Genomic DNA, 14731 nt, shown 5'->3' with positions numbered 1-14731 from the left:
ACAGTAATGGACTCCTATGAAGGCGGATGCGCAGGTCAGCATCTCCGACGCGCTCGAACGCCTGCATGGCGCCCCGGACGGCGAGCCGGACTAGACCACCCGCCCCGACTGGGGCGGGGCAGGCGGCCCGGTCGGTCGGGACTGCCTGCTACGGGTTGAAGTTGAACGTGAATTCCGGGGCGGTCACGGTGAACTCCTGCATGAGAATCGTCCGCGAGCCCGTGTCCGAGACATTCGAACACCACTCGAAGACACTGAGCGGGACCGTCTCCTGGTATTTATCCCGCCACTCGACGCCGTCGCCCGCGTAGGCGTAGCAGTACCAGATCGGGTTGACGGCGTTTGCGTCACCGCCGTAGACGACGGCGGTCTCCCCGGGGCCGATCCGCCACCAGCCCTCCTTCAGCCAGTTGCTGCTGGCAGAGCAGTTGGGCTGGTACCGCTCGACCATCGCCCAGATTTCGCGCTCGTAGTTGTTCTTGAACCTCAGCGCCACGGCGCGCCTCCTACTCCCCGCTCGGCTGCCTGCGGGCAGCCGGGCTTCCGTCGGACCGGGTCAGAGCGTTTTGCGGGCGCGAATTGTCCGTCCCGCCGGGGTGAGCGCCGGACCGGCCCGCTGCGATGGCACGCTCCAGTGCCTCTTCGTCCGCATCGGTTTTCGGATCAACCGCCTCGGCAGCCTCCTGCGACATGGGACCTCCTATCTCCGTCGGTCAGGTGCGGAGGGGAGGTTCCCGGGAGAAGGCGCGGCGTACCGCAGCGGGCGGGGAGGTGCCCCGTACGGGACCTCGGCACAGGGCCCGATCAGGCTAAACAGCCTGCTGCCACCCGCATCGTCTTGATGGCCTCCGCGACGCCCCGCACCGCGATATCGGGCTCACGGGGGCCATCGCTCCATGTACGGCCATAGGCCGCCCACGCCGTACGAAGCCCCGCCGCGCGCCCCCTCCTATATCCGTCTCAGCGTTGTCCCCGACCATCCACCCTCCGGAGCTGGGCCTGACGCTGCACAGCTCGGCGGCAGCCTCGACGAAGTGCTCGTACGCCGGTTTCATGGCTCCGATCCCCTCCGAGACACAGATGCCGTCGGAGTACGATGCGAGCCCGGTCGCGGCGAGCTTGGCCCGCTGGATGTCCCCCGCCCCGTTCGTCGCAATGCCGAGCGTCCGCCCTGCACCACGCAGCGCTTCAAGTCCTTCCCTCACCTCTGGGAGGCAGCGCACCGACCGCGCGCCGCCGTCGACGTACTCGCGCGAGAGGTCGCCCGGGTCGTCGCCGCCCCCGAGCGCCTCCCACAGATGGACGAAGTCCGCCGGATAGGCTCGCTCTCCGATGGCGGGCGCTTCACGGCCCTTCCAGGAAGCTCCCACGGGAGGCCAAAGCGGGGGCCAAACGCGACAGTCCGAACCGGACCGTCGCGGACAACCACGGACGGAACACGGGCCGTTGGACCTGGCCAATCACTCGCCCCACAAGGTCAACTACCCCCGGAATCGCGTTCGGGACGAAGAGGTCGTGTGTGATGGGTATCCGGCTGATGCAAACGACCCCGTGCCACCCAGCGCTTCAGTAGCCTGAACGAGTGATCGCTGAGTCGTCGGAGCCATCGTCCCAACTCGGGCTACTCGACCTCACGGTCGACCTCTCCGTCCCGCAGGTGTACTCAGGTACGGACTTCACCGTCTACTTGCACGTCAAGAACCCTTTCGCGGTGCCCGTCTGGATCGATGCGGTGGAGCTGAGCCTGCCAACTCAGCTGTTCTGGCGGATACCCGAGTTGCCAGAGGACCGGGACCCTGACGCCCTGCCCACGGCAGAAGCGGATGCCTTGCGGGACGCGATCCGGGAGAGGGTGGCCCGCCGAAACGCACTACTGCAGGACCGGAAAGGCCTCGATCCCACCGACCATGACGCACGGGAGCGCATCAACGAGGAAATCTGGGAACTGCGGGACGAGAACGAGCTTGACTTGCAGCGGCTGCATGGCGGCACGGGGCAACTTCACCTGGACGCCTCCGGCGAGTCGATCGTCAATCTCCACGGTAGTGCCCAACAAATGCACATCAAGGCTCGTGGTGAATCAACCGTCAACGTCTATGACCCGCTCGCGAAGGATCGCGAGCGGGTCCCGCTGGTGGGCTCGCTGCCGCCCGGTGCGGCACTAGAACCCGGCTGCACCGACGTCTGGACCATCCGTCTCGGCACCAGCCGCAGCCCGTTCTTCATCCCGGCCAGCTACCGTCTGCAGATCACCGTGATCTATGGGCTGACACAGGCACCCGGTGCAATGGGCCCAGACGCGTTGCCGAATGGGCAGGGCAACGAACCCGCCCGCCGACGGGTCTTCTCCAACACCACCTCTCTCACAGTGCCACTCAAGGCTGCTCTGTGGAACGTCATGTCCGGTGGCGCCCTCGGCGGCGCGGTGGGAAGCGCTGGCCGCTCGCTCCAGGACGCCGGCAGCCTGAGCCCCCTGTTCCACCACCATCTCGGAACAGCCATTGGTTCACTGGTGCTCGCGGTCATCCTCAGCACCGCCGCGATCGTCTTCGCAGCACGGAAGTCCGAGGCACAGTCCTTCATCACCGTGGAGGACTTCTGGGGCGGGGTCCTCATCGGCTTCCTGATCGGCTACTCCGGAACAGCTGCGTTCACAGAGCTCACCGGTGTCAGCAGCTAGGACCCCGGTCACCTACGCGCGCTGATGCACCGACGCGAACCCGACGAAGAGGTCGTGGGTTCAAATCCCGCCACCCCGACAGCCGAAACAGCAGGTGAGGCACCTCCCAAATGTGGGAGGTGCCTCACCTGTTTCTGCGTGCGCGTATATCTGCGTGACTAGCGTTTCGTGAGTGCCTACGGCTGCCGATCCTGAGTGCCGAAGATGCCATCCATGACGACAGCGCCGGTCTGGATCACGGGTCGGACCTGCTTCCGGTAGACCTCCTCGGTCATGGCAGTCCCGGAGTGCCCGACGAGCCGGGAGATCTCCTCCAACGGGACGCCCCGGTCGGAGAGCAGGGACACGAAGCTGTGCCGGAGCTCCCGAGGAGAAGACGAGCCCGTGTTCCTCCCACGCGGGTGAGTGCCCGCAGTTCCTCGGTGCGAGCCCCGGTCAGGAGCGCGAGGACGATGTACGCGCACATCGGAGTTCCTTCGGCCCCCTTGAGCACGGCGCCGGGCCGTCGTGGGCCGTCCGAGGTCGACCAACAACGACAGGCGACAGCAACTAGCGGTAAGTCTCCCCCAGTTCGGAGACGGTCGCAGGTGTCCACCCCCGGAGCAGAGTTGAGGAACGACAGACGACCGCTGTAGCGGGACCGCCTAGATCCAAATCGACCAGGCGCCTGCCACTGTCGCGATTACGACACCCGCGCCGGCGAGCCAGGCCGGACCATGAAGACCGCCACAGATGGTCATCAGGGTCAAGGTCAGTTTCACGGCCAGGCCCGGCTCCTCAGCTTGATGACGTGGCTGGCAGGGACAGCACGGCACGCTCACCCTGTGAAGATGCTGACACCCAGCCCCCGCTCTCTGTGGTTCACCACGGCTTTCAGGGGGCGGGCGGGCAGCCGGGCCCGCGATCCCGCCCCGCCTGAAAAGCCGTCCCCAGCAAAACTTGAGAGTTGAGGGAAAATTGCGTCCGCAGCGTCCGGCCACCCTCCGCTACTAAGTGGTCCGCTCCGTAAAACCTTCGGGATCGAGGCGTTTGACAGCGAACCCAGTCGTTCAGGCTTCCCTGTCAGTGAACCTGGTCATGCTTCGGCCCGATGTCTTTGATCCTGGTCGGAGTTCCGTCCGGGGCGAACGGGTGGTGGAAGGTGAAGGCGTGCGGTGCGGAGCCGTGGTCGTGGAGGTGTTCCAGCCTGGAAACCCCGTCCTGCCAGGTGGGTATCACGCCGTCGGAGACCCACCAGAACACGTAACTCGGGTGTCCTGTCCTCTCGAACCAGTCGTAACGCCTGTTCAGCGCCTCACGGTGCAGACCGGTGTAGATGGCGTCGAAGGCGGGGCGCAGGTCGGTCCAGAGTGAGAGGGTCGCGGCCAGGGCGGTGGTTTCCACCGTACGGCCCTTGCCGTACCAGGTCGGTACGGCGAACTCTCCCCATGCACCCCAGTCCGCCTCGAAGAGCATGCCCCGGTCACCGTCTGCCGCTTCGGCACGAGCGAGGTACCCGGGGTGCCGGCTGATCTTCCGGTAGACGGCCTCACCGCTGTCGTAGAACTCGCGCGTGAGAGGTGCGGGATCGGAGAGAGGTGACTTCAGGACGCCGAATGTGTACAGCGCGAGATGGGGCATGCGTCTCTCCCTGGTTGGGGGTGCCTGGTGTGGACCCGGTTCGGCGGCTTACGCACGGGGCGAGGATTCGTGGGGCGTGGCCAACTCATCCCGTCGCGGGCGGCTCAACCTGAAGGAACTCCTTGCGACCGTGGGCGATCGCCGAAGACCAGGTGAAGGTAGCTGCCTCTGCGGGCCATGTCGAAGTTGCGTTTTCCCTGTCCAAGTGGCCTCTTGCACCGGTCATTGCGGGGGCTGGGGCGGTGACGGGCGGGGCAGGCTGCGGGGTACCAGTGATCCACTTCGGCCGATCGGTTCGCCCGCCATGCCCGCACGCTGGTCGTGCCCGGAACTGGCCCGCGAGGCCGCCCGGCGGGGCATCGCCCCGTTCATAGAATCCTCTGTCGCACCGGCAGCGTGAACAATCCCCGAAGGATTTGCGGCGCCGACCACCAAGGGCGCGTTTCCGCAGGTCAACACGGCTCTTAGCGTGGGGCCGGTTGCGGACGCCGCCCCCTCCGGAACAACGAAGAGACCACCCATCCGGGGTGGTCTCCTCCCGCGAGGGCCTGTCCGACGGGTCGCGGCGCCGACCCCGCTGTCACCCGAATGGCGCAACATGACGTGCCACCCACATGGGTGAAGATCAAGCTGGCTAGTGCCCCAACCGAGGCAATGCGTGAAAGGGGAACTAAATGCGCATTCGACGAATCCTCGCCGCCGCCATCGCCACGGCGGCCCTCGCCGGACTCGGCCTCACAGGCGCCGCCACCGCCACCGCACAGGGTGCCCCATCCTCCGTCACCCCTTCCGAGTGCAGGCAGGGCGGCGGAATTCCCGCGATCAATGAGCCGGGCAACCCCTGCAAGGGCGGTACGCACGACGGGGAGACGGTCGACTAAACCTCACAAGGCGCCCCGCAGCCACGCGCCGCGGGGCGCTCCCGCGCGAGCACAGCGAGCTGCCGAGGTTTGCGCGGCTGTAGGCCGCACCTTCTCCGCGGAGATCGCGGCGCGGCTCGGAATCGCCGAGGGCGAGCCGTGTGTCCGGACGACGTACGAGTTCCTGGCGGACGGCAGGTCAGTGCAGCCGTCGACGAGTTGGGAGCCGTACGACCTCACCGCCGGCACTCTCGTCGTCCTCCCTGAGGGAGGGCCCCACGCGGGGGCGGGCGTTGTGCACCGCATGGCCGTAAGTGGGGTCACCGCATCCAGGCGGCGTCCGCGTCGGTCAGCGGGTGCGGAGACTGCCGGTGTACACGTCCGTACGGTTCTGTGGTGTGCCGGAGTTGGTCTCGGTGAGCACCGCCCGTACTTCCTTGCCGTCTGCCACCAGGCCTTGGTAGTCGCCGAGGAAGTAGCCCCCGGCGAACGGCGCCTGCAGCCAGTCGAAGACCCGCGAGATCCGTCGTTCGGTCCGGGGCTTCGGGTTTCCGTGCTGCAGTGTGGCCAGTTGGTAGGCGGTGGGCAGGGTGGTGGTGTTGCCGGGCTTGAGGAAGCGCAGGTCGTAGTAGGTGAGCGCGACCGTGCCCCGCTCGGCGACCGCGATCGACGGTGAGAAGGCCGGAACGCCCTTGGGGCTGATCAGCTCCGGGGTCCCCCAGGTGCGTCCGCCGTCGGTGGACCGCACAAGCTGGACGGAGTCGAACTTTCCACCGGAGAAGTCCGAGCCCTCGTAGGCCATGTACAGCGTGCCTGTCTCGGGGTCGACGGCCGGGCTCGGCAGGGTGGCCGCGGCGCGCAGCAGCTTGGTGGGGTCGTTCGGGTCGACCTCCGGTACGGAGGTGTCCCGAGCCACGGTGACCGGGGCGCTCCAGGTCTCCCCGGCGTCGGTCGAGGTGACCACCTCGTAGCGGGCTTCGACGACGGTGCTCAGGTCGTCGGCGTAGGTGATCCGGTCGAAGAAGTCGTACAGGGTGCCGGTGCGCCGGTCGGCGACGATCAGATGGCCGATGGTCTGGGTGTTCGGCACGGTGCTGGTGTCGACGAACGGCCGGGCCCTGCTCCAGGTGCGGCCGCCGTCACGGGTGAGGGAGATGTAGCCGGGACCGTCGAGGGAGCTGGGGCCGGGTGGGTCGTTGTCGAGGCGGTTCCAGACCTGGTAGGCGGTGCCCTTGCGGATCGGATCGGCGGTGAGTGACGGCTTGTCGTTGAAGAACGGCTGCTCGTCGACGTGCGTGGTGGTGAGGTTGTGCCAGGTGCGGCCGCCGTCGCGGGACGTGGCGGCCAGGAGGCCGGTGCGCGTGCTCTTCGTGAAGTCGACGCCCTCGCCGCTCGCGTAGACGGTGCCGTCCGGTCCGGTGCTCACCCAGGGGTCGGTGGCCCGCTCGAAGTCCGCGCCGCCGGGGGCGCACAGGCTGAACGGCAGCGTGCTCTGGTGGAAGGTGTGGCCGTCCGTGGTCCAGCCGGCCACCAGGCCACGGGCGCCGCCGTCGTTCCAGCGGTCCTGCTGGAACACGGTGACCACGCGCTTGGGGTCGCGCGGATCGACGGACAGGTACGGCTCGACCTCGGTGGCCGGGTAGACGATACTGTCGGGCGACCTCGCTCCGATGGTGCACTTCGCGTACGGGTCGCCGTGGGACACCTTGACCAGTGGTGTGCCGTCGGGGTTCCGGTCTGCTGCGGCGGGAGTCGCGCCGGTGACCGTGACGAGCAGGAGCGCGGCGGTGGTGACGGCGGTCAGGGGCAGGAAGACGCGCATGCGGGATTTCCTCCGGGCCTGTCGGCCGGCGTACGGGACCGCCGTCGGCGGGGCGGCCTGGGGCGCGGAGGCGTACCGGAACGCGAGGGTGGGGCGACTCCGCTTGGTCCTTTTCGGCGTTGCAGCCGGTGCCCTTGATGGGCCGAACGACGGAGTCGCCCCCGGGGTCGTCGAGGAGCATGGCGGAGCCGACCGGCGGGTGCACCGTGCCGGTCGGCTCCTTGGTCGTTGCTGTTACGGCGCCGTCTCGTAGGTCCCCGGAGAGGGCCGTGGGCCGCGTGCCGGTCGGCGACGCCGGCGGGGTCGGCCTTGGCTGGGAAATCCGAATCAATACAGCTAGGAAATGCGAACCCGTCATCGCGAGTGCCGCGGTGTCGAGACGGGCGCGGGCGATCCACCCGACGGTGGACCGGGTGCTGTCACTCCATACCTACCGCGCCGGGTGCACCGGCCGGACCGGTTGTCCAGCCGTGCGCCGACCGGTCAAGTGATCGCCTGCCTGGTCCCGTCGGGCAGCTCGCAGGCGTAGCCGGCGTAGGGGCGTGAAACGATCTGTCCGCCGGCGGCCGTGCAGTCGTCTCTGGAGATGTTCGGAGACGAGGCGGCCGCGGCGTTGACAGCGCCGACGGCGCTCGCGCCGGCAAGGGTTGCCGCGGCCAGGGCGAGGCCCAGGATTCTTCGCATGCGCATGACTTCCTCCTCCTCTCAGGCGCCTTCGTTCGGCCTTCGGGAAGGACAAGTCTCAGGACGACGGCGCCCTCTTGCTCAGCATGGGCGCTCCGCATGAGGCCCGCGAGGCAAGGCTGGGCGCCGCGCCCGGAGAGGCACGACGTCACCGACCTCGACCGGCCGCACCGCCGGTAGGAGCGGGGCGACGTCGATGTCCTTGGCGTCGAGACTGCCCACCGGGGCCGCGTTATGTCCGGGCAGGCCGGGGGTTGCCTGCCTCCGACCGGTGCCGGTGGGCGGCTGCCCCGCGCGGTCCTCTAGCGCGGTTCGTGGGCCGCCGCCCGGCAGGCACCGGTCGCGGCGCCGCCCGCCACTCCGGCCCCGGTCAGCCCGGTCACACAACTCTGCAGGTCTCCGACCACGCCACGGCTGCAGGCCGCTGTGACGGAGTCGGAAGCGGTGGCACCGGCCAGTTCGGCCATCTTTGTGCAGGCGGGGATGTCCGCCCGGACCGCGGGAGCGGCGAGGACCGCACCACCGAGGGTGAGGGTCAGGCCGGTGAGGGCACCGGCGATACGGGTCGACGTGCGCATGGGACGCACCTGCCTTCCGGGGTGGTCGCGCGGTCCTGGTCCCGGCGGGCCGGATCCACGCGGTAAGGCCGCCTGGCGACGCTCGGTGAGTGGTGCCCCGGCCGGCGGGCTCACAGACTGACCGCACGATTCTGCGTCGCATCCGTTGAGCCGCACTCGGACCTCCACTCGCGGGCCCCTCACTCCAGCGTCGCATCCTCTCCCCCTCCCGTCCTGGGCATCCGGGGGCGGCCGCGCTGAGTAACTGCGATTGCGCGAAGCGCGGTAGCCGGCCCGTCCGGCCTCTGCCATGGGTCTGGGGACGAGACCTGCGTCACATCTCGCTCCAGTCCCCGTCGTCGGCCGCCAAGCGCCACGCCCCCTCCGCATGTCAATGAACAGCGATCTCCTTTCCTATGCCGTGCGCAGTGTCGCTGCGCATGCATTGTGCGAGCGGTTAGGTGGGGATCTGGCGACCTATGGCCACCGTTGGCCGCTGCTAAATTCTTCTTCATTGAGCCTCTGGATGACAGACCCGTCCCACGAGGTCATGGACAGGGATTCTGCGCACCAACGCTGCGCAGTCACTATCGGGATCGAAGACAGGGGGCGCGGCAGAGTGAAGGCGTTCTTCGAACTGCTTGGGAAAGCGATGCAGAGCACGGGCATGACGCTGCGCCTGTGCCTGCTGATGCTTGTTGCCGCAGCGGCGTATGCGATCAGCCAACTCAAGTAAGCCGGCCTGGAGCGAGGAGACCCATACGTGGAGACCACGGAAAGCCACGCCTCGAACGTCGTTGACCGGCTTTGGCGGGCGTACGCGCCCTACCAGCGGGGCCGGAACACGTTCGACGACCTGACATCCATGCTCGCGATCCTGTTGCTCGCCGGATTCGTCGAGTCTGTGGGCGGACCGGAGGACGAGTTCGTCAGGCGGTGGGCCCGTGCGGTCGCGGAGGCCCGTATCGGTCTCTCGCCACTGATGGACCTGCGCGCCGCGTTGGCCGGCGCCGGAAGGCACAGGGACTTTCCGGTACTCGACCTCCGCAACCTTGAAGTCGGGCTTCTCGACGATGACGAAGAGTCGGGCGACGTGCCGTGGGCGGCCGCCTTCCTCACCGCGCTGAACCAGCGTCCGTCCTGGGCCAAGGCCGGATTGGCGGAAGTCTGTGAGCTGCTCATGGAACGCCACGTGCAGGAAAGCACCCTTTCCGCCGGGGAGTTCTACACACCGCGCGCGGTCGCGCGCCTGCTCATCGAGTCCGCGTCTCCTCAGCCCGGAGACCGGATCCTTGACCCGGCCTGCGGGTCCGGCGGTCTTCTCGCGGCCGCGGCACAGTGGATCGCCGAGTCCGGCCGCGTGGACGGAGCCACTTTCGAGGCATACGCCACGGATCGCAGCAATCCGCGGCTGGCGATGATGAATCTGGCCATCCATGGGGTGGATCAACCGGTCGTAAGCGCCTCCGACCCGGTGTCGCTGCTTCGGCGCCGAAGCAGCGGCCTTGCCGACCGGGTGGTGAGCAACCCGCCGTTCAACCAGCGCATCGAGGACATCGGCATAGTCGACTGGCCCTTCGGCCGGCCTCCCGAGTCCAATGCGAACTTCGCCTGGCTCCAGCTCGCGTGGAGCCGGCTGAGCGAGCACGGGACCGCCGCGATGATCATGCCGCAGGGGGCCGCCTGGTCCAACGGCCGCCAGGCGGAGATCCGCAGGAGAATGATCGCCGGCGGCGCACTCCTCGCCGTCATCGCGTTGCCGCCCAATCTCTTTTATGACACCTCCGTTCCCGTGCACATCTGGATACTCGCCCGCGACAAGTCCCACCAGCTGCCGCCCGGCGATGCGAACGACGTCCTCTTCATCGACGCCAGTCTGCTCGGCGCACAAGTGCCGCGGCGGCCACGCGTCCTGACCGCAGAGGACGTGGAACGCATCAGCGGTCGGTTCCGCTCGTGGCAGCGGTCTCCTCGTGCGACACCCGATGAACCGGGGTTCTCCCGTTCGGTCGCGCACGAAGAGATCCTTGAGAACGACGGCAGTCTCGACCCCCGGCTGTACGTCGAAGCCGAGCAGGAACGACCGTCGACGGCGCCGGCTCTGAGTCCCATGCTCGACGAGCTGGATCGGCACGACGAGGCGACGGCCGGTTCGAGAATCGGCCTGCGGAAGAGTTTCAGCACGTGCGAACGCCTGACCCGCAACGGGAACCGGCCGCCGCGCGTACCTCTCCGGAGCATCGTGGCCGGCACCGCGGAGGGAATGTTCGAGAACTCGACGTCAGGTGTACTGCTCGCCGGGCCTTCGGGAAGTCTCATCCGCGCCGAAGACTACGTCGAGGGCGGTGGCGTTCCCGTGGTCATGCCCAAGGACCTGACAGGCAGCGGATTCAGTGTGGCAAGCATCAGACACATCACCGGGCAGCAAGCCGAAGGGCTGGAACGCTTCCGCCTCCACCGGGGCGACGTCGTGCTGGCACGCCGTGGAGAACTGGGGCGATGCGCTGTTGTCCGCGAGGAGCAGCAGGGCTGGATCTGCGGAACGGGCTGCTTCGTGCTCCGGCCTCCCGCCGACCTCGACGCCGACTACTTCGCGGCGTACCTCCGCAGTCCGGAGGCACGCAAGTGGCTCGAAGCCCACTCCACGGGAAGCATGACCATGAAGACCATCTCGCTCGACGTATTGGGCGATCTGCCGGTCGCATTGCCCGATCTCGGGATGCAGCAGGCGATTGCCGGCGCGATGGCACGACTGGACGAGCACGAGCGACTGTTGCGAGAGCAGCTCGCGCTCACGCGGAAAATCCACGCTGATGCACTGAACGGGATCCTGGCGAGCTAGGACCTCATCACGAATCCAGGCAGACGTCAGCCTGCCCGTGTCCGAGTCGTCGGTGTGGGCTGGAGGCCGCCCATGTGCGGTGGCCGCCCCGCGGAAGCGGGTGCCGCACGCGAAAACGCCCGCCTCCGGTGTTCTGTGTCAGCGGTGCGGCGTACGCTGGCAGGTCGCTGTCGCAGGGTGCGGGGGAGGAAGCGGGAGTTGGCTACGGGCAGAGCGGGTTCCGGTGTGTCCGCTGGGGCCGAGGACGGTTCGTGGGCGCGGTTGCTGGAGGATGTGGCCAGGAGCGGACGGCGGCTGCGACGCGAGGAGTTGGAGTCGCTTCGCGAGTACGGCGACCGGGCCGCCGAGGAGGGGCGGGGGCTCGCCGAGCTGGTCGACGAGCGGCTGGCCGCGACCGGCAGGGTCTGGGAGGGGCAGCCGGTGGACGCGGCGTCGATGGCGGCGCTGCGGGCGGCGGTGGCCGCGCTCGCCACGGGCCACGGCCGGGCCTACCGGGAGCGGTTGCGCCGGGAGGAAGCCGGACGGCGGGAGTTCGTGGCGGACCTGCTGAGCAGCCGCAGTGACCTGGGGCGGCTGGCCGAGCATGCCGAGCGGTTCGGGCTCAATCTGGCGTGTGCGCATGTCGTCGCGGTCGCCGAGGGCGACGGCTACGACCTGGAGGATCCCCAGGTGCGGGCGCTGGAGCGGCAGTTGCTCGGCCGCTTCGGTGAGGAGGAGGTCCTGCTGGCGGTGAAGCACGGGCGGCTGGTGTGCATCGTACCCGCCGGCCCGGGGGAGCCTGCGGCGATCAAGGCGTTCGCGGAGCTGACGCAGGGGCGGCGGGTCGTGGTGGGCCGTCCGCACAGCGGGCCCGGCGGTGTCGTGCACTCCTACGAGGAGGCGCGGAACGCGTTGGAGCAGGCGGCCCAGCTGGGGCTGGACGCGAAGCTGCTGAACGCGGCCGATCTGCTGGTCCTGCCGGTGCTGCTGCGCGACCGGGAGGCCCTGGAGGATTTGGTGCACGGGGTGCTGGGCCCGTTGCGGAAGGCGCGTGGCGGGGCTCAGCTGCTGCTGGACACCTTGACCGCCTACGCAGAGTCGCGCTACGTCGCGGCGGAGGCGGCCCGGCGGCTCGGACTGAGCGTGCGGGCCCTGGCGTACCGCATCGCGCACATCGTCCGGCTCACGGGATTGGATCCGGACGACGCGCTGCAGCGCTACACCCTGGAGACGGCGGTGTTCGGTGCGCGGCTGCTGGGGTGGCCGGATCAGTCGGCGGACGGGTAGGCGGCGGACGGGTAGGCGGCGCACAGTGCGTGCCAGCGGGCCGTCTGCTCGGGGGTGGAACGGCCGCGGAGTTGGGCGAGCTTGAGAAGGTTGGCCTCGGCGGCGCTGCCCAGGGTCCGGGCTTCGGCGAGGTAGTGGTCGTCGAGCAGGGCCTCGACCTCGGCGTCGCTCTGGACGGGGTCGATCCGGGCGGCGAGCTGGGCCATGGTGCGGTAGGAGCCCTGGAGCAGGAACGGCGGTTCGAGGCGGTCGGTGTCCTCCTGGGCGGCGGAGGCGATGTAGGCGCCGTTGACGGCCAGGACGGTCCGCTGCACGCGCCGCAGCCGGGTGAGGGTGGCCAGCACCCGGTCCAGGTCCTGCACCGGGTGGGTGAGCTGGTCGGCCTGTGCGCCGGGGTCGCCGGCGGCGAGGGCGGTCAGCAGGCCGAGGTCGGCCGGGGCGGTTCCGGCGAGGGGGGCCAGCACCGGGTTGGCGGCGAGGGCGTTCTCCAGGAAGGAGAGGGCGAACAGGTCCTGGTGGCCGGTGAGCACCTCGCCGAGGTTCCAGACGTCGGCGCGGTTGGCGAGCATGTCGGGGATCTGGAAGCGCTGCCCGTTCGCGGTGTGGGGGTTTCCCGCGAGGCAGACGGCGAAACGGCGCCCGCGCAGGTCGAAGCTGCGGGCGACGCCGTCGCTGACGGCCTCGACGCGGCGCTGCGCGTCGCACAGCGGGATGAACTTCTGGAGCAGTTCGGCCGAGACGTGCTGGATGTCGTCGAGGTGGAGGAGGACGTTGCTGCCTGCCTCCAGGGCGAAGACGATCTTCTCGACCTCGCGGCGGGCGGCCGCGTCGGGGGCGCGGTCGGGGTCGAGCGATGTGGTGCCGGTGCCGAGCGCGGGACCGTCGACGCGGACCATGAGCAGGCCGAGGCGGTCGGCGACGTATTCCAGCAGGGTGGTCTTGCCGTAGCCGGGCGGGGACAGGAGCAGCAGCAGGCCGCTGCGGTCGGCGGGGCCGGCAGGACCGGTGGTGTTGAGCGTGCCGAGTTGCTTGGCCAGGTTGTCGCCGACCAGCGGCAGATAGACCCGGTCGATGAGCTGGTTGCGGACGAAGCCGGCGAGCGGACGGGGGCGGTGGTCGTCCAGGCGCAGCCGGGCCCGCTCGGCGGCCAGGACGTCCGCGCGCTGTCGCTGGAAGGCCCGGAAGGCCGGGGCTCGCACCTCCCGGAACACCCGTGCCCGGTGCGGGAGTTCGTCGATGCGTACGGTCAGCCGGCCCTCGTGGACGCGGGGGTGGGTGCCGAGGAGGCCGTCGACGGTCTCGCCGACGGGCGCGGTGATCTCGTAGTGCGGCAGGTCGGGTGCGCACAGGTGCGCCACGGCCTCCGGCACGCCCTCGCCGTCGGCGTCGTCCACGTGGACGGCCGCGTACGCGCCCAGCCAGGCGGCGGCGAGTTGGTGCCGTGCGGGCAGGTCGGTGCCGAGCGCGTCCAGGTCCGAGGCGAGGACGGGGGCGGCGGTGGTGTGGCGGAAGCCGTCCAGGAGGGTGCGCGCGGCGATCCCGGTGGCGAATCCGTCGTGCGGGTCGGCGAGTTCCTCCTGGAGGTAGTCGCCCGCGTGAGGTGCCGGCGGCAGGCCGGTGGCGGCGGTGGACGCGGCCACCGCGTCGGTGAGTTCGGCCGCCAGGTCGGTGGAAGCGGTCGCCACGCCGTCGGCTCCGAAGTGGACGCGGGCCAGCGCCAGGGAGCGGGCGCGGCGCTGCCAGGCGGCCCGCTGGGCGTCGGTCGCGCCGTGCGCCCAGAACAGCTGGGCGGTGGCGCGCACCTCGGCGGGGTGCTGCAACAGACCGGCACCGGCCCGCAGCCGCAGCAGCGCGCCGAGGACGGCGGCGGCGTCGTGGTCGTGGACGCCGCGCTCGTACCCCTCGTCATAGCCCCGCTCGGCCGCGCGGCGGACCTGGTCGAGCAGCGGTTCACCCGGTGCGCCGGTGGCCGTGGACAGCAGCGAGGCGGCCAGGTACTCGGCGCGGTAGAGCGCCGGTGACTCGCTGACCAGGGGCTGTGTCCAGAACTCGCGGCCGGCCAGCAGCTCGGGGAGGTCGGCGGACCGGCGGTAGCCGGTTCCGGTGACGACGAAGGCCAGGCCGTCGCCGTCCGGCTGGAGGGTGAGTTCCACCGGTTCGCGGCGGACGGCGAAGCGGTGGCGGCCAAGGCGGACGGTGGCTCCGCCGTCCTCGGACAGGTCGGCCCGGTCGCGCAGCTCGCGCAGGGCGGTGCGGACGGCACCGGACAGGCCGTCCTCCAGTTCCTGGGCGCGCACCTGGTCGTCGAGGTCGCGCAGTTCCCCGGCGAGCGACGCGGTGAGACCGTTGAGCGCGATCTCGTCCAACGGGAGCGGCTCGTCCTGCCCGGTCTCCGAGGCG

The 14731-nt window shown here is 69.6% G+C and carries 12 protein-coding genes and 2 pseudogenes; 6 read left to right on the top strand and 8 right to left on the bottom strand.

The window, feature by feature from the left end; genetic code table 11:
- Positions 1–148: 148 nt before the first annotated feature.
- Complete coding sequence (locus KVT45_RS34020) at positions 149–496, bottom strand: DUF1036 domain-containing protein (protein ID WP_217553010.1); 348 nt, start codon at positions 494–496, stop codon at positions 149–151.
- A gap of 313 nt (positions 497–809) precedes the next feature.
- Positions 810–1370, bottom strand: coding sequence for an HAD family hydrolase (locus KVT45_RS58495; RefSeq protein WP_217553009.1), 561 nt, complete (start codon positions 1368–1370; stop codon positions 810–812).
- 212 nt (positions 1371–1582) lie between these two features.
- Between KVT45_RS58495 and KVT45_RS34010 the strand changes: the two genes are divergently transcribed.
- Positions 1583–2680 (top strand): hypothetical protein, encoded by a 1098-nt coding sequence (locus KVT45_RS34010; RefSeq protein WP_217553008.1) that lies wholly within the window; start codon positions 1583–1585, stop codon positions 2678–2680.
- Positions 2681–2856: 176 nt separating this feature from the next.
- Here the strand turns inward: KVT45_RS34010 and KVT45_RS34005 are convergent.
- Positions 2857–3176: pseudogene (locus KVT45_RS34005) on the bottom strand (tyrosine-type recombinase/integrase); the annotation flags it as partial.
- A gap of 566 nt (positions 3177–3742) precedes the next feature.
- Positions 3743–4300 (bottom strand): DUF3291 domain-containing protein, encoded by a 558-nt coding sequence (locus tag KVT45_RS34000; RefSeq protein ID WP_217553007.1) that lies wholly within the window; start codon positions 4298–4300, stop codon positions 3743–3745.
- Between the two features lie 674 nt (positions 4301–4974).
- Between KVT45_RS34000 and KVT45_RS33995 the strand changes: the two genes are divergently transcribed.
- Together KVT45_RS33995 and KVT45_RS56675 are read left to right on the top strand one after the other, a co-directional pair.
- The gene (locus tag KVT45_RS33995; RefSeq protein ID WP_217553006.1) at positions 4975–5181 is read left to right on the top strand and encodes a hypothetical protein; all 207 of its coding nucleotides are present in this window, start codon (positions 4975–4977) and stop codon (positions 5179–5181) included.
- A 97-nt stretch (positions 5182–5278) separates the two neighbouring features.
- A pseudogene (locus tag KVT45_RS56675) lies at positions 5279–5536 on the top strand (GntR family transcriptional regulator); the annotation flags it as partial.
- Here the strand turns inward: KVT45_RS56675 and KVT45_RS33990 are convergent.
- From KVT45_RS33990 to KVT45_RS33980, 3 genes are all read right to left on the bottom strand, one after another.
- Positions 5510–6982: a sialidase family protein gene (locus KVT45_RS33990; protein ID WP_217553005.1), complete on the bottom strand. Its 1473-nt coding sequence runs from the start codon at positions 6980–6982 to the stop codon at positions 5510–5512. The pseudogene KVT45_RS56675 and the gene KVT45_RS33990 sit on opposite strands and share 27 nt — an antisense overlap.
- Before the next feature lie 483 nt (positions 6983–7465).
- A complete protein-coding gene (locus tag KVT45_RS33985; RefSeq protein ID WP_217553004.1) occupies positions 7466–7672 on the bottom strand; it encodes a hypothetical protein in 207 nt (68 codons plus the stop codon).
- A gap of 296 nt (positions 7673–7968) precedes the next feature.
- Complete coding sequence (locus tag KVT45_RS33980; protein ID WP_037648659.1) at positions 7969–8244, bottom strand: hypothetical protein; 276 nt, start codon at positions 8242–8244, stop codon at positions 7969–7971.
- Positions 8245–8617: 373 nt separating this feature from the next.
- Between KVT45_RS33980 and KVT45_RS33975 the strand changes: the two genes are divergently transcribed.
- The 3 genes from KVT45_RS33975 (at position 8618) to KVT45_RS33965 (ending at position 12331) form a co-directional block, all read left to right on the top strand.
- Complete coding sequence (locus tag KVT45_RS33975) at positions 8618–8959, top strand: hypothetical protein (protein ID WP_217553003.1); 342 nt, start codon at positions 8618–8620, stop codon at positions 8957–8959.
- Positions 8960–8986: 27 nt separating this feature from the next.
- Entirely contained in the window at positions 8987–11065 is a 2079-nt protein-coding gene (locus KVT45_RS33970; RefSeq protein ID WP_217553002.1) for a type I restriction-modification system subunit M/S, read from the top strand.
- Positions 11066–11263: 198 nt separating this feature from the next.
- Positions 11264–12331 (top strand): CdaR family transcriptional regulator, encoded by a 1068-nt coding sequence (locus KVT45_RS33965; protein WP_254647756.1) that lies wholly within the window; start codon positions 11264–11266, stop codon positions 12329–12331.
- Here the strand turns inward: KVT45_RS33965 and KVT45_RS33960 are convergent.
- Positions 12313–14731: AAA family ATPase (locus tag KVT45_RS33960; RefSeq protein ID WP_368857560.1), on the bottom strand; the 2419-nt coding region annotated here is incomplete at its 5' end. The two genes, KVT45_RS33965 and KVT45_RS33960, sit on opposite strands and share 19 nt — an antisense overlap.

The organism is Streptomyces sp. GbtcB6 (assembly GCF_019091475.1).
In the GTDB taxonomy this organism is placed as follows: domain Bacteria; phylum Actinomycetota; class Actinomycetes; order Streptomycetales; family Streptomycetaceae; genus Streptomyces; species Streptomyces hyaluromycini.
The sequence above is the reverse complement of the archived record's forward strand: the minus strand, read 5'-3'. Positions and strand labels throughout refer to the sequence as shown.